Origin of the sequence: Secundilactobacillus oryzae JCM 18671 (genome assembly GCF_000740055.1) — a bacterium.
GTDB lineage: Bacteria > Bacillota > Bacilli > Lactobacillales > Lactobacillaceae > Secundilactobacillus > Secundilactobacillus oryzae.
Genome location: NZ_BBJM01000009.1, coordinates 1 through 19,917, shown reverse-complemented (window position 1 = coordinate 19,917; position 19,917 = coordinate 1). Strand labels below are relative to the sequence as shown.

Genomic DNA, 19,917 nt, shown 5'->3' with positions numbered 1-19,917 from the left:
ACGGAAAGTCGTCTATGATGTAAAGACTTAATTGAAACTTTGTTCACATTAGTTTATAAAAGTTACATTGGTAAACAAATAAGTAGCGTTAAATTGAAATTAATTTCAGGCGGGTACAAAAAAAGATCGATCCGAGGGGATCGACCTTTTTTGAAGCATGGCAAATTAATTTATTATTTTACTGTGTAAACTAAAGTTAACGCTGCGCCATACGTTGGTGTATCTGGAAGTGATGCTGTATCTAAAGTATAAGTCTTATCAGTACCAACAATGGTAGTATAGCCAGCCTTAGTTAAAGCTGTTACCAAGGTTGCCTTATCAAAGACTTTACCTTCAGGGCCTTGAACTGTTGTATCAGTGGATAAAGCAGTCTTTGCAGTTGTCCAAGCTGTGAAAGCAGCTGAATCACTAGTAAATGATAAAGGTGTATAACCACCATTAGCGGTCTTTTGTTGCGTATCAACTGCTGTGACTGCCTTCGTAGCATTTGGTGTTACATAAGCATTGTATTGAGTGCCTTGAGCAGCTGCCGTAGAGCCGGTAGCTGTGAAAACCAAACTATTTGCATTATATCCTGCTGGAACAGCCTTTTTAACTACATCACTTGTGGCTAAGTTAACTGTTTTATTGTCATCAACGGGTACAATAACCGTAGCAATTTTTTCTGAGTTATTGTTTGCATCATACAGGGTAACGGTTGAACCTTTAGCAGAGCAGTTACACCGTCAGCCTTCAAGCCACTGTATAAGATCCAGCCGTTAGCAGCTGAATACTTCGCGTCAGTAGCTTCAACCTTAACCCAAGTGTCGCCTTCGCGAGTACGAGTACCCACAGCGGTAATATTGAAGTGTGCTTCCTTATATGGTGTTGAGTCAGTAATCACACGACCAACCTTGTATTGCGTCCAAGCTGGAACCTTGTAAGTAACAGTCTTGTTATCGTTAGCAGTACCAGGGTTAGCAATTGAGAATGTCCCATTCTTTTGTTCAGTAGTTAAAGTACCTTCTGTGAAGGTATCGTAACTGTTGATACCACCGGCAAACGTAGATGCGCTCTTACCACCGTAAATCCAACCACGATAAGCTTTATCGAATGAAACAACCTTGTAGTAAACTGAGCCACGGTTTGTAACCGCAACATCGTAAACACGGAAGTTCTTCTTTGAGCTAGTTGAGTTAGCTAAATGCTTAACTGTTGTCTTTGAAGCAACTACACGAGCGCCCTTCAACGTACCAACCTTTGTGTAAATAGCATTAGTACCGTTCAACGTAACGTTACGAGTTGAAGATGTCCCAATCAATGATGGGTATGAAGCAATTTTTGCATAAGTCTTTTCACTTGCGTTAGTTGTTGCAGCGCTTTCTCACCAGCGTTGTTACTAAATCTTTACCAAACTGTCACACAGTTACTCAAACCGTTTGAACAGCCTTCCCAAGCTTTCCGCGACTCGCTCCAGATTTTCCTGACCCGAATTCATCGCCTCACTGAGCGACATGGCACCGGGCACAATTGGAAAAATAGCACGAATTCCCAGCTCATAGAGCGTGTCGAGTCCATCTCCAATGCGTCCACCGACTGCAATCACTGTTGCATCCGGGTTAACCTCTTTGGCTGCCAACGAGACGCCAGTCGGTGTTTTTCCATACTGCGTTTGAAAATCGATGCCACCCTCTCCAGTGATGACAACGTCCGCGTCTTTCAACGCTTCTTTCAAATGGGTCATCTCGACCACAATATCGACACCCCGTCGCATTTGCGAATTAGTAAACGCCAGCAAACCCGTACCCAAGCCACCCGCAGCACCAGCTCCCGGCTGATGTTCCAAGTCCTTACCTAGTTGAACTTTAATGACTTCGGCATAATGATGTAAGTTGGCATCCAAGGTCTTAATCATTTCAGGCGTGGCACCCTTTTGTGGTCCAAAGACTGCCGATGCGCCCTTCTCGCCGGTCAGGGGATTCGTCACATCAGAAGCGATATCAATTTCAACTTCCCGAATAGCTTCTGGCACACCGCTCACATCGATGGTCACCAAGTCGTCTAAATGACCGCCACCACGTTGAATTGGCTTACCATTGGTATCGAGCAATTTCACTCCCAATGCCTCAGCCATCCCCGCACCACCGTCATTAGTGGCGCTACCACCAATACCAATGATGATTTTAGTGGCACCATGCTTTTCCACTGCGGCACGAATCAGCTGACCCGTCCCAAACGTTGACGTTTTTAGTGGATTCTTGGTTTGCTCACTGACAAACTGAATCCCGCTAGCTGCAGCCATTTCAATGACCGCAGTCGTTTGATCACCTAATAGGCCAAATCGCGCACTGGTTGGTTGGCCTAACGGATCTAGCACTGCTTCTTCAACAAACTGACCATTGGTTGCATCCACTAAGGACTGCACTGTACCTTCACCGCCATCCGCCATCGGCACCTGTTGATAGGTTGCATTCGGGAGCACCTTTCGCAACCCGCGTTCTAATGCTGCTGCCGCCTCTTTAGCGGTCATACTCTCTTTAAACGAATCTGGCGCTAACACAAATTTCATTTCAAAACTCCTCTCTACTTAAATAGGAAGCCGTACATAATTGTAGCCACAATAGTCATCGTTAATCCAACCAACGTTTCGTACGTTACCGACTTCATCCGCGCGCGTAAATCCATATTCATCGCATTGGCCGTCACGTGGAAATAGTTGCCGTGTGGCAGGTGATCGATCACGGTCGCTCCGGTATGAATCATAACGGCTGCTGCCAACGGTGCAACGCCAAATGACAGAATCGATTTACCGAACGAGCCAGTTGCCAGGATGACCCCAGTTGAGGTTGAAGCGGTCGCTGCCGCCATCAAGATCCCGGCTACCGGTGCGAGGAACGTTCCGGAAAGTCCCGATGCCTTAATCAAGCCAACGAAGGCACTTGGTAGTGTCGAGGAGGTAATCAGACCACCAATCGCACCGGCACCGATTAAAATTAGGACCACATCAGTCATCCGGGCCATCCCCTTCTTCGTATATTCTAGAACAAACCGGCCCTTTTTCATCGCCAACATACCAATTAACCCGGCAAGTGGCAAAATGTACATCGCATCCAACTGAATTTTTTCCAGCAAGCCAATCTTGAAGATACTCCCAATTGGATTCAGTAACAGTAGCACGACCGCCACTAAAGGCGTCACAATTGCTTGTCCAAACGACGGTAAGTGCTCTGGCGCTGGCTGCTCGTCCGCTTTGATAGCTGCTAGATCAGCTTCACTCGCGATATCTCCCTTGTTCTTTACTAAAGTCGCCAATAAGATGGCCATGACGAGACCGAAGATGGCTGGAATAAAATCAGCAATCATCACAGCACTCAAATCCAAGCCAAATGCATGGGCAACCGCAATCGTGTTAGGGTTCGGTGAAATGATATTCCCGGCTTTGCCGCCTCCCGAAAGCGCTATCAAAAGTGCCAACTTTGAAATATGCATCCGGGTGCCAACCTCTAACGCAATCGGTGCCACAATGAGCACAGCAACCGGAATGAAGACCCCCACGGCCGTGATCACCATAGTCGACAAGGCCAGCGAAACGATGGCAAACCGTTCACCCAGTTTTTCCACGATGGTCTTCGCAATCACGTTGGCGGCCCCAGACTCCATCATGACGCCGGCCAAAACGCCAGCTGCTAACACTCGCACCACCGTGCCCATCACGGACTGTGTTCCGGCGACAACAATATTGGTGGTTTGAACCATATTAGCGCCACCAATAACAGCTCCAACAATGGTCCCCAACAGCAACGAATAAACCGGATTGAGTTTATACAAAATCAGGATAATTGCGAGCGCTAAGCCAACTAACGCCCCGATCCAACTAACTGTCATCTTATTAGCTCCTTTTCATGAAAACGTATTCATAACGGATAATAACATACATCTTTTCAAAATAACACCTTGTTTTTTCAGTCAATCGGTTTACTTTTTGTAAAATGTAACTTTCTATTTCCAACAAAAAAAACACCATCGTGAGATGGTGTCGGTAATTTAGGATTGTGCTTGCCGATACAATTCAACAGACGAATAACCAGCTTCTAGCACTTCAATCATTTTGTCAAAGTGACTGGCCTGAGTGGCTGCTGTTCGCGGTGAGAAAACGTAACGCGCCCACTCACGTCGGTATCCCGGTGTTAATTCACGAAACTGTTGCAGAGTTGACGGGTAGGTCGCCAGCATTTCTTCAAGTTCTGGCAGGCGACCTTCGCAGTCTGCCACCCGTTGACTGGGTTTATTTTGCTGGCGTGGGGCTGCCGTGAGCCATTGTAGGCCGACTAAAGTAAAGTCCTCATCCAACTTGAGCATCCAGGAAAATTTGAGATGTGTCTCCCCCATTTGGCCCGTTGTTTCATCAACGTGAAGGTAAGGAAAAATATCATCGCGTCGCACACCATCATAATGCTTGCTCTGCACCTTTGGATAGGCAATGTACAAATACCCCGATTGAGCTAACAATTTATCCCGGTTGACCGCTTCGATTTGTTGCTTCATTTCATCTAAACTCAGCGCAAACGTCATTAAAAAATCGGTTTGATCACTAGGCTCTGTATGATAGTCAACTTCCTCAAAGAGTGGTGCAACCGATTTGGGTAACTTCTGGATGACAATTTCGTGGTACTTGTTTAACTTCAACTTTTCGGCAATAGTACTCATGGCTTTTCCTCCCCAATTCCGTCTGTATTCCTCGCCATTATCTCAAGATTTGACCACTTAGACAACCAAACGGACCACTTAGGCCAAAAGCATTTACCTAACGCCATTTATATGGTGTACTTATAACAACGAAGGGGGCGGTGAGCTTGAGAGTTCGATTTGAAACTGATGACAATCTACAAGATGATGAAGTCGTGATTCATGCGCGCAAAATGACCTCATCAATGACTCAGATGATGCAACAACTTGAGTCTCAAACTGCTCCGCTCAACCTCGCTTTCTATCAGGGTGATGCTGCCTTTTATTTTCCGGTTCAGGATATCTTGTTTTTTGAAACCGACGACCGCCAAATTCAGGCTCACACCGAAACCGAGGCGTACACCGTGCACTACCGCTTATACAAATTGGAAGAGCTCCTACCTAACCAATTTATTCGGGTTTCCAAGTCAACTATTCTGAATGTCACCAAAATTTATGCGTTAACCCGCTCCATTTCCACTTGGCAGGTGACTTTTCAGAATTCACACAAGCAATCTTTCGTTGATTCAAAGCCTTTTTGGTCGCAGCATTTTCGGCTCCGTCTTCTCACTCGCCTTATTGACTATGATCTGGGAGGGCCCATTCGGTATTGAGCAACTCGATACCGGAACCATTCTAATCGCTGCCCTGCTAATTTGGGCCGGTCTTTCCATTATGTTCTCAAGGCATCACCACATTGGGGCTCACGTCGATTATCACGTGAACCACCATCACAACGTGATTGATGCTGAAGAGGATTTTAACGAAGATACCGAAACGATTACCGAGGACGCCACTGATGCTGAGGAGATCAACGTTTCCATTCGAATGACGCAAAGTGTTCGCTACATTCAAGCCACTAATCTCAAAACAGCTAATATCTACGTTTCGATGGCAGGGGCCAAAATTTACTTTGATGACGTCGATATTCCTTCCGGTACCGCGACCATTAACTTAGACGCTTCCCTTAGCGGTGTCGAACTTTACATCCCCGACGAGTGGCACCTGATTAATCAACTCGACAGTTCTCTTAGCGGTTTGGACGAATCCGGTAACCGGGTTGATGCGGATGGCCCTACCGTTTATCTTAAGGGCAAATTGAACTTAGGTGGCCTCACAATTATCTATATTTAGATAAGATATGTTTGCGCTTTCATGAACGTTTCGGTATGATAAGGATGTAAAGAGAAACCAGAAAACGTCAAGCAAAGGGGCGGTCAAATGAACACTGATTTGGTGAGTTATCCAGCCTTATTCACACCCATTGCCAATGAACACTTTCTCGTCAGCTTCCCGGATATCCCAGGAGCATTCGCAACGGCCAACAATCTTCAAGATGCGTTTTCTGTCGCCGTTAATACGCTTGGTACCTTGGCAACCAAGGAAAAAGAGTTGCCAGCGCCCAGTGCCCTATCGTGTCCGCAAATTGAACTGGACGGCTCGATGACGGTGTTGATTACCGCAGACGTTTCCAATATTAAATCGCCTCCAAACAAAAAAGGATTTTGACTTCATGGTCAAAATCCTTTTTTCATTTAGTTATTTATTTTCATACACAATTTCTTGAACTCGTTTAGTCATTTTAGGGAAACCACTAAAGCCACTTTGTTTGTGACCATGCGTCATAACGACTAGGAGATATTGCTGACCATTTGGTAAGGTCACAATTCCAGCATCGTTATTGGTACTGCCAAGCCAACCCACCTTATCATTCACCTTGGTCCCCTTCTGCGCTTTTCTCGCCCCGGCAGGAATACCGCTCCGGTAGACCTGTCTGCCCATATAGCCTAGAATTCGCTTGGCATCACTACGATTGGAAAACGCACCCTTGTAGTCATGCAAATCACGCAAGACCAGCATCAAACTGTGACTGGTTGTCCCCGCTGCTTTGTACGGTTTAAAGACAGGTGAATACCAGTTATTTCGTTTGATAAATCGATTGAGGCTTGTTTGACCATATCGGTTCAAGACCGACTCGGCATACTCATTTCGACTGTGGACAATCATGTTGGAGACGTTGGCCTTATTAGCTTTAGTCCAACTAAACTGCCCCTTCTTTTTGAGGTTCATCAGGTACGCAGCAATGAATAATTTATAGGTACTGGCTGACACGTGTTTCGTGTGGCTTCTAGATTCTACTGCTAATTTGCCCCGTTCATACAAGTCAGCATTACTAGCTTTGGCCGCCTTGCTGCCCGGTTTGGCACCCAGATTATAGAAGCTAACACTGACCGTGCCGTCCTTGGTATAGGATTTCAGGTACTTTGACAGTCGGGTTTTAATGTAGTTTTGCTTGATTGTCGTTTTTTCTTGCGCACTAACGGGATCTTCTTTTGCTTCATTATCTGAACCGCCAAAATGAACCCAGCCCATTATTGAAAGCAGCCCCACTGCCAAAGCCAACGTGATTTTGATTTGCCATCTTCGTGTCATCACGAACCCTCCATCCTTTTTCCTTTTCATACTTATTATACTTGAATAAGCAAGTAATGACAGGGCAAAATGAGGAACTGGATGGGCGGGGCTTTTTGAACAACTACAAAAAAATTGATATTTTAGGAAACTACGTAGTTATGATTAGGTAGTTACGGGATGTTGATGAATACGATATCATCGATTAATGATACAATGTATTCAGATTAGAGGTGTTGAATGATGACAAAAACAAACCCCAAAACTACTATCAGTATCCGAGTTGATGACGATTTAAAAAAAGAAACGGAGAAAACACTTGATAGCATGGGCATGAACATGACGACCGCATTTACAATCTTCGCAAAAGCGCTTGTGAAGCAGCAAAGGTTCCCCTTTGAGATTACTGCGGATCCTTTTTACAGCAAAGATAATTAAGCGTACTTAGAAAAACAGATCGAATTGATGGAGAGTAATCATGGTACCAAACATGGTTTAACTGATGAAGATGGACAAGATTTGGAGTGACGATGCTTGGAACGATTATCTTGCCTGGCAACAACAAGACAGAAAAACACTGCGACGAATTAATCGATTGATCAAAGATATTGATAGGAGTGGCTCGACTGGAATTGGAAAAGCTGAAATTCTTAAAGGAAATTACTCAGAGTGGTTCAGTCGTAAAATAGATAAGAAGAATCGACTGGTTTACAAAATAAAAGATAATCAATCATTAATTGTGGCGTGTAAAAATCACTATTAAACGAGAAATAAACACACCTAATGATTCCATATAGGCGACCAGCGCTCGAATCGAAAGTGGCAATTTAAACCCAAGCATGAAAACGCTCCGGAAAATTGGCACAGCAGGTGGTAAGCAACCCCCGAATTCAATTCATCTAACAAAAATACGCGCTATTGAACTAATAAAACCGATCCATGAACTACTATGCACTCCAGTTCATGAATCGGTTTTATTAATTATCTACCCATTTAAAAGTTTAAAGAGATGTCCCCTTTAATCCCTTCAAGAGTCTTCCCTTATGTATCGCGACATCCAGCGCTTCTACTTTAGTATCATAGGTGTTCAAAACGACAACCTGATACGTATCTGGGTGAACATCACTTTCCAAGGTTAACAGTCTCCTCAGCCAACTTTGCAACTCCTGCTAATGATGTAACTCCGGATACGTCCAAAGCACCTAATTCATCCGAATTAACCATTGAAATGAAGCGCCGCAATGCCGGTTCATAACTATGCTCTGCGGTACTTTCATCAATTTCCTTTAAAATGGCTGTCATTTTAACAGCTTCCTCGACTTGATTATTGGCTACTAATGTCGCCTGTATTTTTTCTAGTTCTTTAAACAGCAATAGTCGCTTACCACTATCCTCAAACTTCCCAATCAAATAATCACGAATAATTTCAAAAATGCGCTCTTTGTCCGCATCACTAATAACCTCATAATCATGTGGCGCGTCCCATTGATCGACCATCGTTCGGTCGAACCAAAGGAGCGGATCCCGAAAATCGATATCAATCATCATTTTTCGTTCGCGCCTGACCGCTGCGGACGTTTCCTCGTACTCCAAATTATAAAAGTGCGGAATTCCAATGTTGTGAGTTTTTGTCTCCGGCTCAAAGCCCACCCGATCCATCTCTTTAGCAACTTCCTCACTCAAGGCCGGTAGTATTCCCCGTAAAGGCACGTTTTGAAGATACTTATCTGCGTAATACGCTGCAATCTGGTCATCAGCAAATTGAGTAGCTTGCCAATCAGCGTGGGTAACCGTCAGTTCAGCCTCCGTGCGGTAGGTCAATATCAAATATGAAATCGCCTTTGTATCTTGTTTTTGTAGTAGTTGACGCAACTCACTGACTTTCTCGGTCACCGGTGATAACGTCCGACTTTCAAAAGCAGAGTATCCCGTCGCAATGGTATCCCCTTTGAAGTACCGATTAGGTTCACCATAGTCATTGAAATAATAGTTGATGGTTACACCGTCCGAAAAGTTACAAAAGGCAACTAAATCTGCCCATTGGAGCGGAATTTGCCCGCTGATTTCTCGCCGAATTTCCTTAATTAAACGGTCCATCTCTGACTCATTTGGATTCGTCTCAACTGTTGCCGCCCAATTTCGATTGGCCAATAGCGTCACCGTCATAATCGGTACGATCACAAATGGCATCACAACACTTCCCACACTGATGATGGTGCCAAAGAAACCCAAAATCAGTAGAATGAAAGTCGGAATTTGCCAAACCAGCAATAATTCGCTAATCCAGATTAAAAAGCCGCCCACAAGACTAAGAACCGCCAAACTAAAGTAAACCGTCCACACTTGCTTAATATTCCCCGGTTTAAGGACGCGATAGAACAAGGTAAAGGAATACAATTGAATCAAAACTGCTACATACCCCGCAATCGCGGGACCTAATAATTGAAGAAATCACAGACCGTCATCCTCATTCGAACTTCCATAACCTGACTGGTGTAAGAAGCTCAGCCCCAATTCCAACAGGAGAAGTAGCAACCAGGGCAGGATGCCATTAATCAAAATCAGGTACCATTTTGACAGTTGCCGAATGCCGGGCGTCACGCTGTTAGGCCGAAATCGAAAGCCAACATAGCCCAGTACCAACATTCCCATAAAAGTAACGCGCCACGCCAGTCAATTTTAATTTCAGGATGACGCTGGCCCTTTGGAAAAATAATCAATTCCACGATAAGACACAAAATTCCCACCGGGAGGTTAATCCAAAAAATGTATCCCCACGGCAGGTGTGCCAAGATAAGTCCCCCTAGTCCTGGACCAGCCAGCGCTCCCAACGAAATAAAGGCACTTTCGATGCCGAACGCCCGGCCCAACTCGTTTGACGGAAACGTATCACTGACAATCGCGTAACTATTGGCCATTGTCATACTGGCGCCAATGCCCTGAATCAACCGGCCAAACAGTACGAATTCCAGTTTTTGTCCGGCACCAGCCAAAAATGAACCAATCAAAAAGACCAACGTTCCCACCTTGAAAACGTTGGTTCGACCGAACTTATCACCAAACTGACCAAATAGCATTAACGTTGCACAGATCACAATTAAATAAATCGATACAATTAAAGTCGTTGCGCTAGTGGCCACAGCCAACTGACGCGAAATTTGCGGAATCGCAATGGTCACAATTGTGCCGTTCACGATTACCATGAAGAAAAACAAGCCTAATACTGCCAAAATGGCCCAACGCTTTGTTCGAGCACCCATGTGATCACCTCAGCTGTAGCATAGACTGCCCTACTCGCTTAAGCAATCAAAGCGACTTACTGTAGAGGTTGTGCCAAAAGTAAATTTTGGTGCAACCTCTTTTCATTTAACCGGACTATTTCGTTTAATCGTGCTCCAGAAGTCAGTTTCCTCCGCCTAACTACGATCAACGACCAATTCCAGAACCAAATTATTCGCCAATCTAGGTTAGTGCTCAGCAACTGCCCGACTTCTGTCGCAACTTCTCCAGTGCGGTATAATTAAGCCAGCATTCATTTAAACCAAGGAGTATTCCCATGACCCAAGCTACTGACATTAGACATAAAACCTATTATGGCCTCGGTACCCAAATCGATTTGACCCTTTTTGGCGTAGCGGATGACCAACTGTTAGATGAGGCTAACGCCCTCATCACGCGCTACGAAGATGCACTGACCGTTAATCGTAGTCAATCCGAACTAATGGTCGTCAATCACGCGGCTGGCCAACATCCAGTGAGCGTGTCCCCGGCCACTTACACACTCACTAAGCTCGCCGTTGAAACCAGTTTAGTTCACGACGGCTTTAACGCCAGCATTGGTCCCCTCGTCAAGCTCTGGTCGATTGGCTTTAAGGACGCAAACGTGCCCACCGACGCCTCAATTCATGAAACCTTGAAACTCATCGATCCAGGCCAAATCGAATTGGATGATGACCAACTCAGTATTTTTCTCAAGCAGCCTGGGATGGAACTTGACTTGGGTGGTATCTCCAAGGGCTACATTGCTGATCGCATCCGCGACTTATGGCGAGCTCATGGCATCCGTGCGGGTATCATTAATCTTGGTGGTAACGTCCTGTTAGTCGGTGAGTCCCCAAAACAGATGACCGGCAAATGGCGCATCGGTGTCCAAAACCCATTTACCAATCGGGGTGACAACGTCGGGGTTGTGGAACTGGAAGCTTGTTCTGCCGTGACCAGTGGCATCTATGAACGGCAACTAAAATCTGGTGGTCAAACTTATCACCATATTTTAGATCCCGAAACTGGCTATCCTCGTGAAAATAACTTAGCCAGTGTCACGGTCTTTACTAAGGATTCGGTGGTAGGTGAAATTGAAACAACCCGCCTCTTTTTCGCTGGCGGTCCAATGACCAACTGGCCAACTAATCTCAACGAAGTTCTGGGTGCCATCTTCATTACTAAGGACCAGCAAGTCCAAGTTGTCGGACTTCCTGAAGAAAGCTTTACACTGACTAATTCCGAATTTAAAATACAATAAAAAAACTCACTCTTCCCGATTTAATCCGGTTAAAGTGAGTTTTCGTTCATACGATTAATTTTTTAAGCTCTTCTCAATAATCTTGCTCATTTCTTTTTGCATTTCAGCTTGGCTCATGACGTCTTGTTCATCTGGTACTGTAATTTTGACGTTCGATTTAGAAATTTTTGACTTAATGTTGTAGGTCGCTCCACCTTGCTTAAGCTTGTAAGACGTAATTTCGTTCGTCTTCACATTAACCGTTTCTGTCAGCTTCATTTTCTTCATGGCTTCTGTCATATTTTTCAGCTGTGAATCGGTTAGCGCCAAATCCTTAGTCGCTTTTTTCTCTTTCAAACGCGCATTGCTCAACTTGTACAGCTTAGCAAGTTGCTTCCCATTAAACGTGTAGCTAATTTTGTCATCTTTTTGCTTGAATTTCTTTTCATCAGCATCCTTCAAGACCTTCTCTAAGTCCTTTTTTGATCCTGATTGGAACTTAGTATCAGTCAATAACGATGAGAAGCTCGTTGAGGCGTTCGCACTATTGCTACCTTCTGCATGGGTTTTTAAGTACTTGCCATCAAACACCGCTAAGTCAGATTTCTTATAAAGTGAACTTGAGGAGATTGACATAATTGGCGTAATAGCCATGTACATATCATGATTCTTCAAATCCATATAGTAAGCCAAATTGGTCGACTTACCTGTCGCCGTGTTCTTGTACTTATAATCCATTCGTAGCACTTGCGTATTCCGATGGCAGATTGCAAGAAATAACGGGTCTATGATATTTAGTGTTGATAGATAAAATCCATCAACACTAAATATCATAGACCCCTTAAATTCCGCAAAGATCCGCAGAATCCGTTGTTTCAAGCCCGCATCTTCGGCCCGGCGTTTTGAAGGTTTGGGGGATCGATAACGATAATACTGAGCTCTGGAAACACCGAGGATTCGGCACATCTTGGTTACCTGGTGGTGATGGCTTTCTTGGTGAATGTAATCAAAGATATTGGTTACTTCTGCGCAAGGAAGCCCAGGGCTTTTTTTAGGATTTCGTTCTCCTCAGACAGCGAAGCCAGTCGCTTTTCCATCGCTTTGATTTCGTCTGGCGATTTACCGGATTGAGTTTTGGCCTGGCCCTGGATCCACTTATGCACTGTTGAATAGCCAATGCCATATTCTCTGGCCAGTTGGGCAGCTGATTCGCCTTGCTTATATAGGTTGATAATGTTTTGTTTGAATTCTTTGTCGTAACGAGTTGGCATGTAAAAATTCCTTCCTTTTGAGAGATGATTTATTCATTATACCCTCTCTTAAAAGTTGTCTCAGGAATCAGCTTACATCCATATTGTCCGGTATAAAACTTTAGCCAACTACCACTACCAAAAGGATCATCAGCTACAAACGCATCAACTCGCTGCGGGGTTTTAACAGCAGCAACATGTTTATTTTTACCATCACTATCAATGATAGTTGTCTTTTCTCTCTTCTCTGGAACCTGGTTAGGTAGTACCGCATAACCATATTGAACTCTTAAAAAAGGATTGAAACGATCAATCCATTCATTTTGGCTAGCACGTCCGTATCCTAATACACTTAACCATAAAAATATAAGAATAAAGATCGCTGAAACAATCATCAAATAGCGTTTATACTTGTCTTTGTCTCGTACGTCCTGACTAATTTTGTTAACCATCAAATTTCCATCACCTTTGAGTAAAATATCTAGAGGAACAGCTAAAAATTCACTTAAATTTACTAATGTGTCTAAATTTGGATAACTTAAATTATTTTCCCAGCGTGATAGCGTTTGACGTGTCACATGTAATTTATCAGCCAATTGTTGCTGGGTTAAGTGCAGTTCTTTTCTTTTTTTCCGTAATACATTAGCAAATTGCAATTTAATAGCCCTCCTTAACTTTTAAGATAGCAGAAATCTCGCGAATGTAACGCAATTACCATGTTACATTGCCCGTTTTCCCGTATTGAACGAAAGAACACTGATTCCATCTGGCAATGGCACTGCCAGAAAACCACGTCTGATTTTTTGTGGTGAGCTTCATTGGAGTAGCGATTACGTAAGATAGCGACCTTTCTTGAAGCTAACTCATTTACAAATATCCCATGATGGTTAGGCATATCTCCTAATGTGTTAAAATTATGTTGTGAGTATCTTAAGGATTAAGGAGTGAGTTATTTGAAAAAGCATAAAAAATTAATTATCTCGCTAATAGTAACTATGCTAGTGATTATTTCTGGAGGAATATACATAGGATATCAGTATGGACCTAACTTTGACTTCTACTTAGTCCCACCAACCCCTAAAAGAGACGCCATGCTGGCTTTTAATAAAATATCGTCCACAGGGATCTATACAGAAAATCAAACGCAGAAAAATAGGATGACAGAGATTCGCAATGACATTTCAAATAAGCATACCTACAAAGAAATTTATCCACTGTTAAAACAAGCCTTGGCAATTAAGGGTGGTAAGCACGCTTCTTTGATAACTCCATCAGAAGTAAAAAAAGAAGTTTCACAATACAAAGCACCAACTAGCAGCGTTAAAAATAATATCTTATACGTCCACTTACCAGAATTCAATGGATCATCATCACAAGGGAAAAGATACGCAAACACAATTTATTATAAGCTGACTAGTAAAACATATAAGGGTATTATCATTGATCTTAGGAATAACCTAGGTGGTGATATTGGCCCAATGTTAGCTGGAATTTCGCCAGTTGTCCCTAATGGAAAATTATTTGAAGTAGTTAATGCGGCAAACAAGCCTACGAGTGTGACCTTCCAAGGGAGTGTTACTAACAACATGGGAACTAAGATAGACCTCGGCAAGGTAAAAAAAATCACAGGAATTCCTGTTGCGGTGATACTCAATCGATTGACTGCTAGTTCAGGCGAGTTAACGGCTTTAGCACTTGAAACCAATCCCAACGTTAAAACTTTTGGTGGTAACTCTGCTGGGTATACTAGTATCAACGATACGTACACTATGTATAATGGTGCCCAAGTAAACATAACTGCTGAAAAAATCAAGAAAAACAATGGGCAAGTACTCTTCAATAATAAAATTAAACCTGAAGTGCAAACTAACAGGCCAATTGTTCAAGCAAACAATTGGCTATTAACTAAAAACTAGTTTTTGGTTAGAGATCGGTTGATCTCTAGCTTCCACTGTATAATAGATTAAACAAGAAGTTTTCTACGTAAAGTCAAGTATATTAGGACTCTAAAGTCTTAAGTTGCGGCCTCTTTTTTGCTCTATTTAAACACTTTACTCATTATATATTTATGATAGCTTCGAAGTTGATTCCTGACGTAGCGGTGCTAATGGCCGGGGTTCTGACTGATTAAATAAACTAGTTTAATTGGGATTAAGGTAGATTGAAAATTTAATCCGAATTTTTGGACAAATTAGTCAGCATGACCTGATAAGGTGTTTGCCAGTTAAGTATTTTAAGCGGTCTCTGGTTAATTTGTAGTAACGTCGTCGTTAAGTCTTGAGCACTAATGTGCTCAAAACAAGTCCCTTTAGGATAAAAATAACGTAAGTTCCGATTAAATCGTTCATTACTACCACGTTCAGTTGGAGTATAATCATGGCAGTAATAGGTCTTAATACCATGTCGTGATTCAAGTGATACTAGACCACTAAACTTAGTACCACGGTCCACAGTAAAGCTGTGCACAGGACCATTAAAAGTTGTTAGAAACTTAGTTAGTGCTTCATTAACAGTTGCTGTTGTCCGATCTTTTAACCGGTATGCCCAAAGTAACCGTGATTTGCGATCGATTAAAGTTAATAAAACTGCCTTACTATGCCCACGAGGGCCAACAACTGTATCTAGTTCAAAATCACCGATGCGATTACGTTGATTAACCACCATAGGACGCTGTTCAATTGATCGTCCCAATGATTGATTATATTTGGACCGTTGGTCAACGTTACGCCGTTGGCGTACGCCATGTTCAGGTAGATCATTCAAGGGGAAATCAATTTTCCCCTGATTTAACCAATTGTAAATAGATTTAGTAGCTAGTTTAAATTCGTGAGCAATCATTTCTGGTGACCAGCTTAGACGTAAATGGTTTAGAATGGTTTGCTTTAATTCGTCACTCAGTTTAGTTTTCCGACCACATCGTGATCGCTTGTATTCGGCAGCTGTTTGTGCAAATTCAGCCTGATAAGGTTGACATCGAGATAATTCATAAGAAATTGTGGACGGTGATCGGTTCAGCCGATCGCCCATTTGGATATTGGACAGCCCTAGTTCACAAAAGGTTTCGATTTTAATTCGTTCAAAATAGGTTATACTAGACAAAAGATCAGCTCCTAAAAGATGGGTTTGTGGTAAACACCATTTTAGAGGAAGCTGATCTTTTTTGTCCGAACAGCGTCCGGATTAATTTTACAATCTACCTTAATGACATTTTTTCGTCAGAACAACCAAATAATACCAGATTACACTAGCTTTGCCTAGGTAATTGGGTATTGCCACATGTTCCTCATATTAATAGAAGGCCCTGGTTCGTGCCTAATGAATCGTTGCTTCAACTGATAAGCCATCCAGTAACCAAGTTAACTGCTGTTGCCTAAGTTTCCAGGCTTCACCTTGATGACCATTGTAGATGGCCGTTTTCCAATAGCTTATATAATATGAACGCTCGTTTGATACGAAGTATGGTCAACTCAACTTAACCATTCCGCGGGATCGCAATGGTATTTTCCAAAACCACATCTTGCCAGCCTACGGTCGGCACAGTGACAGCTTGGAAACAACGGTTATTCAGCTATACACCAAGGGAATTACCACCGCCGAAATCGCCTAACTCATTGAGAAAATGTACGGTGCTCATTACTCCAAAGCCACGGTTTCCAACATGACCAAAGTCGTTGATGAACAAGTTCAAGCTTTCCAGCAACGGCGACTGCCTTCGCAATATGCGGTCATCTTCTTAGATGACACTTACCTGCCTTTAAAGCGGGACACCGTCCAAAAAGAAGCGGTTCATATTGCGATCGGTATTCGGCCAGACGGCACGAAAGAAGTCCTGAACTACCAAGTGGCGCCCACGGAATCAACTGGGATCTGGACTGAATTGCTGGGAACCTTGATCAAACAGGGTGTCAAAGATGTCCTGTTGTTTGTGGCCGATGGGTTAGTTGGTTTGGATGAAGGCTTGAATCGGCATTTTCCTAAGGCTAAACGGCAACGGTGCCTGGTTCATACTAGGCACAATCTGATGAACAAGGTTCGGGTGAAAGACCGTAAAACCGTTATCAATGACTTTAAACAAGTTCATCGGGCTACTAACCGGCAAGAAGCCGAACTAAAATTGAATGACTTCGCCAACAACTGGCATCAGACCTATCCCAACTTAATCAAAAATCTGCTTAAAATGCCGAATCTGCTCACTTTCATGGATTTCCCACCAGCTATTCGCGGTTCATTGTATTCAACCAACTTGATTGAGAACTTTAACAAGCATCTCAAACGCAACACCAACCACAAAGAACAATTTCCAACGGAAGATTCACTGAATCGATTCCTGGTTTCTCAGTTTAATGTCTACAACGAGAAGTCCATGAAGCGAATCCATCGCGGATTCAACGGACTTCAGGACACCCTGTAATCATCCTTTATTTAAATTAACTACATATTATATGTACGGAGGCATTTCATTTACACAAGATTCTTGACGCTACCCATATTTACTCAATAGATTAATATCAAATGGTGAAAATCAACGAAAAAAGGAGATCTATCAAGAAATCTCCTTCCCAATAAATCTCCTCTTACATAAAGTTATTTATGAACACTGATTTAAGCTAAGCTGCCGATATCACAATCTCAGCATCCACTAAATCAGCCTTCAAGTTTTTGACATCCAAGTGGTCAAGGTAGAAATCCGTTACCTTATCACGAATTTGTTGTTCAATTACTCGCCGTAATGGCCGCGCACCCATTGCTTCATCATAGCCTTTTTCCATCAGCCAATCTTTTGCCGCTTTAGTTACCTCAAGTTTGATGGATTTTTTGGCTAACGTTTTTTGTACATCCGCCAACATCAAATCGACAATTTGACTTAAGTCTTGCTTAGTCAGATGTGAAAATTCCACGATTCCATTAAAACGGTTCAGAAATTCTGGGCGGAAAAATGGTGCTAACTTATCCATTAATGACTGATCTCGTTGCTTGTTACCACTTAATGCTTCATTACCAAAGCCAGCATTAGAAGTCGCAATAATAATCGTATTTTTGAAATTAATGACATTGCCTTGTCCATCCGTTAAGCGCCCATCATCCATCACTTGTAATAGTAACGTTAATACTTGTGGATCAGCCTTTTCAATTTCATCTAATAATACAATGGAATATGGATTACGCCGAACCCGTTCAGTTAGAGTATTAGCATTATCTTCATAGCCTACGTATCCAGCCGAGGTACCAATTAATTTCGACACAGCTGTACGATCAGCATATTCACTCATATCTAGCCGAATAATCGCATTTTTATTTCCAAACATATCTAAGGCTAATTGCTTAGCTAATTCAGTCTTTCCTACGCCAGTTGGGCCCACAAACAGAAAACTTCCAATCGGCTGATCACCCTCTGAAAAGCCCGCACGGTTACGCCGAATTGCTTTTGCTACCATTTCAACCGCTTCATCTTGACCGATTACCTTACTTTTCAGACGCTTATCAAGATTTTTCAAATGCTCAATATCATTAGCGCCCATATCAGCAACTGGTATACCAGTTAAACGTTCAACCGATTGTGCCACATCATCAATCGTAGCAGTGATTTTTTCTTTTTGATCCGTTCTTTTAATTTTTTGCTTGGTTTCCTCGATCGACTTCTTGATATCAGCGGCTTTTTTAAAGTCCTCCGATTTAACGGCGGCCTCCTTAGCTGCCTCTAATTTTTTAACGCGTTGATCCAATGTCTCAACATCAGTTTGCGAATTTTTAGCCGCTAAATGAGCCGCAGTCATGTCGATCAAATCGATAGCTTTATCTGGCAAAGTGCGTTGTGGTATATATTGGATTGAATAATCCACAGCCGCCTTCAAAACCTCATCTGGCAATATAACATGATGATGTTTTTCGTACAGCTTTTTAACACCTTGTAATATACGTAAAGTGTCAGCGGCCGTCGGTTCATTAATCACAACATCATTGAATCGCCGTGCCAAAGCCGCATTTTTCAAAATAGTATTGCGATATTCATCTTGAGTCGTAGCCCCGATTACAGTCAGCTCGCCACGTGACAAAGCAGGTTTAATGATATCAGCCAATCCTTTGCCACCATCTTCACCACCAGTGGCACCCGTGCCGATAATCTGATGAATTTCATCGAAGAATAGAATAATATTACCAGCTGCTTTAACTTCCTTTACCAGCTGTTTAATATTTTCTTCAAAAGAACCGCGATATTGAGTTCCTGCTTCCAAAGACGATAAATCAATCGAATAGATTTCTTTATCTTGAATCGTTTCTGGAACTTTACCAGCCACAATTGCTTGTGCCAGACCTTCGACGACTGCAGTTTTACCTACACCGGCATCACCAACTAAGATTGGATTATTTTTCGTTCTACGACTCAAAATTTCTGCAGCTTCTTGAATCTCATTCTCACGTCCAATCACTGGATCTAGTAATCCATCACGAGCCTGTTCCGTCAAATTAGTCCCTAACTTTTCTAAAATTCCTCCTTTTTTAAAAGCCTGTTTACCATCTTTAGATACTTCTATTGTTTTATTATTTTGGGGTAGCTTACCAGTTGCTCGGTATTGAGCAAACTCATCTGGTGTCAACGATTTTCCATTAACTAAGTACCGTGCACGCTCCGAATTTTGATTATCCATGCGCCGAAATAATTGATTGAAAACATCATCCATATCATTGTTGAAAAAAGGATCATTTCCGTAGAAATTGGTCATATTACAACACCTCCATAAAAATTTATATGTGTAACTTAGTGACCATAATATCCTTTAAAACTTAAGCTAAGTATATCACGATTTTTATGTATCATTAAGTAAAGTGATTATCGGTGTATTAAACGAGATACTTTGAAATACCATTACAACAAACCCTTTCAGGATAAATTGCCGTTAATTAGTATAGGCAAATTACAAGTTTAATCCGAACAAGCCCGGAACCTTTCAATGGCAGTCTGTTGATGATGTATTTTTAATGGTCGTTGATTAATTAGTTCAAGTGCTGCTAGGATCTCATCAGTCGTTACTTGGCTAAAATTGGTCTTTT

The 19,917-nt window shown here is 42.6% G+C and carries 20 protein-coding genes and 2 pseudogenes; 8 read left to right on the top strand and 14 right to left on the bottom strand.

What is annotated here, in order from left to right:
• Positions 1-173 precede the first annotated feature (173 nt).
• From LOSG293_RS03495 to LOSG293_RS03475, 5 genes are all read right to left on the bottom strand, one after another.
• Positions 174-557 carry a hypothetical protein gene (locus LOSG293_RS03495; RefSeq protein WP_034527080.1) on the bottom strand — a complete coding sequence of 128 codons (384 nt, stop codon included), beginning with the start codon at positions 555-557 and terminating at the stop codon, positions 174-176.
• 53 nt (positions 558-610) lie between these two features.
• Positions 611-1,300, bottom strand: a complete 690-nt coding sequence (locus LOSG293_RS03490) for a hypothetical protein (protein ID WP_051907195.1) — start codon at positions 1,298-1,300, stop codon at positions 611-613.
• 105 nt (positions 1,301-1,405) lie between these two features.
• Positions 1,406-2,548 (bottom strand): glycerate kinase family protein, encoded by a 1,143-nt coding sequence (locus LOSG293_RS03485; protein WP_034527078.1) that lies wholly within the window; start codon positions 2,546-2,548, stop codon positions 1,406-1,408.
• Positions 2,549-2,562: 14 nt separating this feature from the next.
• Positions 2,563-3,864 carry a GntP family permease gene (locus LOSG293_RS03480; RefSeq protein WP_034527076.1) on the bottom strand — a complete coding sequence of 434 codons (1,302 nt, stop codon included), beginning with the start codon at positions 3,862-3,864 and terminating at the stop codon, positions 2,563-2,565.
• A 159-nt stretch (positions 3,865-4,023) separates the two neighbouring features.
• Complete coding sequence (locus tag LOSG293_RS03475; RefSeq protein WP_034527074.1) at positions 4,024-4,686, bottom strand: YdeI/OmpD-associated family protein; 663 nt, start codon at positions 4,684-4,686, stop codon at positions 4,024-4,026.
• Between the two features lie 146 nt (positions 4,687-4,832).
• On the opposite strand from LOSG293_RS03475, the gene LOSG293_RS03470 reads away from it, so the two are divergent.
• The 3 genes from LOSG293_RS03470 (at position 4,833) to LOSG293_RS03460 (ending at position 6,213) form a co-directional block, all read left to right on the top strand.
• Complete coding sequence (locus tag LOSG293_RS03470) at positions 4,833-5,318, top strand: LytTR family DNA-binding domain-containing protein (protein WP_081919876.1); 486 nt, start codon at positions 4,833-4,835, stop codon at positions 5,316-5,318.
• Positions 5,284-5,838, top strand: coding sequence for a hypothetical protein (locus tag LOSG293_RS03465; RefSeq protein WP_152551089.1), 555 nt, complete (start codon positions 5,284-5,286; stop codon positions 5,836-5,838). The genes LOSG293_RS03470 and LOSG293_RS03465 overlap by 35 nt, the downstream gene beginning before the upstream one ends.
• An 87-nt stretch (positions 5,839-5,925) precedes the next feature.
• The gene (locus tag LOSG293_RS03460; protein WP_034527070.1) at positions 5,926-6,213 is read left to right on the top strand and encodes a type II toxin-antitoxin system HicB family antitoxin; all 288 of its coding nucleotides are present in this window, start codon (positions 5,926-5,928) and stop codon (positions 6,211-6,213) included.
• 30 nt (positions 6,214-6,243) lie between these two features.
• Here the strand turns inward: LOSG293_RS03460 and LOSG293_RS03455 are convergent, their stop codons facing one another.
• Entirely contained in the window at positions 6,244-7,137 is an 894-nt protein-coding gene (locus LOSG293_RS03455) for a serine hydrolase (RefSeq protein ID WP_235786795.1), read from the bottom strand.
• A gap of 219 nt (positions 7,138-7,356) precedes the next feature.
• Here LOSG293_RS03455 and LOSG293_RS03450 point away from each other — a divergent pair, with 219 nt between their 5' ends.
• Both LOSG293_RS03450 and LOSG293_RS03445 read left to right on the top strand, forming a co-directional pair.
• Positions 7,357-7,554 carry a type II toxin-antitoxin system RelB/DinJ family antitoxin gene (locus LOSG293_RS03450; protein ID WP_081919875.1) on the top strand — a complete coding sequence of 66 codons (198 nt, stop codon included), beginning with the start codon at positions 7,357-7,359 and terminating at the stop codon, positions 7,552-7,554.
• Between the two features lie 70 nt (positions 7,555-7,624).
• The gene (locus LOSG293_RS03445) at positions 7,625-7,879 is read left to right on the top strand and encodes a Txe/YoeB family addiction module toxin (RefSeq protein WP_034527140.1); all 255 of its coding nucleotides are present in this window, start codon (positions 7,625-7,627) and stop codon (positions 7,877-7,879) included.
• Between the two features lie 359 nt (positions 7,880-8,238).
• On the opposite strand, the gene LOSG293_RS03440 is transcribed toward LOSG293_RS03445, so the two are convergent.
• Together LOSG293_RS03440 and LOSG293_RS03435 are read right to left on the bottom strand one after the other, a co-directional pair.
• On the bottom strand, positions 8,239-9,522 hold the full coding sequence (locus LOSG293_RS03440; RefSeq protein ID WP_034527068.1) for an immunity protein YezG family protein: 1,284 nt from the start codon (positions 9,520-9,522) through the stop codon (positions 8,239-8,241).
• A gap of 191 nt (positions 9,523-9,713) precedes the next feature.
• Positions 9,714-10,376 carry an MFS transporter gene (locus LOSG293_RS03435; protein ID WP_081919874.1) on the bottom strand — a complete coding sequence of 221 codons (663 nt, stop codon included), beginning with the start codon at positions 10,374-10,376 and terminating at the stop codon, positions 9,714-9,716.
• A gap of 296 nt (positions 10,377-10,672) precedes the next feature.
• On the opposite strand from LOSG293_RS03435, the gene LOSG293_RS03430 reads away from it, so the two are divergent.
• Positions 10,673-11,638 (top strand): FAD:protein FMN transferase, encoded by a 966-nt coding sequence (locus tag LOSG293_RS03430; protein WP_051907192.1) that lies wholly within the window; start codon positions 10,673-10,675, stop codon positions 11,636-11,638.
• Positions 11,639-11,692: 54 nt separating this feature from the next.
• Here LOSG293_RS03430 and LOSG293_RS10110 read toward each other — a convergent pair whose 3' ends face one another.
• Genes LOSG293_RS10110 through LOSG293_RS03420 form a run of 3 tightly spaced genes read right to left on the bottom strand, consistent with a single transcriptional unit; the run spans position 11,693 to position 13,523 of the window.
• Positions 11,693-12,583: a hypothetical protein gene (locus tag LOSG293_RS10110; RefSeq protein WP_235786792.1), complete on the bottom strand. Its 891-nt coding sequence runs from the start codon at positions 12,581-12,583 to the stop codon at positions 11,693-11,695.
• A gap of 53 nt (positions 12,584-12,636) precedes the next feature.
• Positions 12,637-12,888: an IS3 family transposase gene (locus tag LOSG293_RS10105; protein ID WP_002816285.1), complete on the bottom strand. Its 252-nt coding sequence runs from the start codon at positions 12,886-12,888 to the stop codon at positions 12,637-12,639.
• Positions 12,889-12,917: 29 nt separating this feature from the next.
• Positions 12,918-13,523, bottom strand: coding sequence for a helix-turn-helix domain-containing protein (locus tag LOSG293_RS03420; RefSeq protein WP_235786791.1), 606 nt, complete (start codon positions 13,521-13,523; stop codon positions 12,918-12,920).
• A 288-nt stretch (positions 13,524-13,811) separates the two neighbouring features.
• Here LOSG293_RS03420 and LOSG293_RS03415 point away from each other — a divergent pair, with 288 nt between their 5' ends.
• A complete protein-coding gene (locus tag LOSG293_RS03415) occupies positions 13,812-14,783 on the top strand; it encodes a S41 family peptidase (protein ID WP_081919873.1) in 972 nt (323 codons plus the stop codon).
• Positions 14,784-15,036: 253 nt separating this feature from the next.
• Here LOSG293_RS03415 and LOSG293_RS03410 read toward each other — a convergent pair whose 3' ends face one another.
• Positions 15,037-15,966 (bottom strand): IS30 family transposase, encoded by a 930-nt coding sequence (locus LOSG293_RS03410; RefSeq protein WP_034527060.1) that lies wholly within the window; start codon positions 15,964-15,966, stop codon positions 15,037-15,039.
• Between the two features lie 334 nt (positions 15,967-16,300).
• Here LOSG293_RS03410 and LOSG293_RS03405 point away from each other — a divergent pair.
• Positions 16,301-17,278 (top strand): annotated as a pseudogene (locus tag LOSG293_RS03405) (IS256 family transposase); the annotation flags it as partial.
• A gap of 196 nt (positions 17,279-17,474) precedes the next feature.
• Here LOSG293_RS03405 and clpL read toward each other — a convergent pair.
• Positions 17,475-19,589 (bottom strand): ATP-dependent protease ClpL, encoded by a 2,115-nt coding sequence (gene clpL, locus LOSG293_RS03400; RefSeq protein ID WP_034527057.1) that lies wholly within the window; start codon positions 19,587-19,589, stop codon positions 17,475-17,477.
• Positions 19,590-19,789: 200 nt separating this feature from the next.
• Positions 19,790-19,917: pseudogene (locus tag LOSG293_RS03395) on the bottom strand (IS30 family transposase); the annotation flags it as partial.

Excerpts from the sequence above, each read along its gene's own strand:
- LOSG293_RS03455 (WP_235786795.1), bottom strand. The coding sequence starts at position 7,137 with ATGACACGAAGATGGCAAATCAAAATCACGTTGGCTTTGGCAGTGGGG.
- LOSG293_RS03445 (WP_034527140.1), top strand. The coding sequence starts at position 7,625 with ATGGACAAGATTTGGAGTGACGATGCTTGGAACGATTATCTTGCCTGG.
- LOSG293_RS10105 (WP_002816285.1), bottom strand. The coding sequence starts at position 12,888 with ATGCCAACTCGTTACGACAAAGAATTCAAACAAAACATTATCAACCTA.
- LOSG293_RS03475 (WP_034527074.1), bottom strand. The coding sequence starts at position 4,686 with ATGAGTACTATTGCCGAAAAGTTGAAGTTAAACAAGTACCACGAAATT.
- LOSG293_RS10110 (WP_235786792.1), bottom strand. The coding sequence starts at position 12,583 with ATGTGCCGAATCCTCGGTGTTTCCAGAGCTCAGTATTATCGTTATCGA.
- LOSG293_RS03485 (WP_034527078.1), bottom strand. The coding sequence starts at position 2,548 with ATGAAATTTGTGTTAGCGCCAGATTCGTTTAAAGAGAGTATGACCGCT.
- LOSG293_RS03435 (WP_081919874.1), bottom strand. The coding sequence starts at position 10,376 with ATGGGTGCTCGAACAAAGCGTTGGGCCATTTTGGCAGTATTAGGCTTG.
- clpL (WP_034527057.1), bottom strand. The coding sequence starts at position 19,589 with ATGACCAATTTCTACGGAAATGATCCTTTTTTCAACAATGATATGGAT.
- LOSG293_RS03450 (WP_081919875.1), top strand. The coding sequence starts at position 7,357 with ATGATGACAAAAACAAACCCCAAAACTACTATCAGTATCCGAGTTGAT.
- LOSG293_RS03430 (WP_051907192.1), top strand. The coding sequence starts at position 10,673 with ATGACCCAAGCTACTGACATTAGACATAAAACCTATTATGGCCTCGGT.
- LOSG293_RS03480 (WP_034527076.1), bottom strand. The coding sequence starts at position 3,864 with ATGACAGTTAGTTGGATCGGGGCGTTAGTTGGCTTAGCGCTCGCAATT.
- LOSG293_RS03460 (WP_034527070.1), top strand. The coding sequence starts at position 5,926 with ATGAACACTGATTTGGTGAGTTATCCAGCCTTATTCACACCCATTGCC.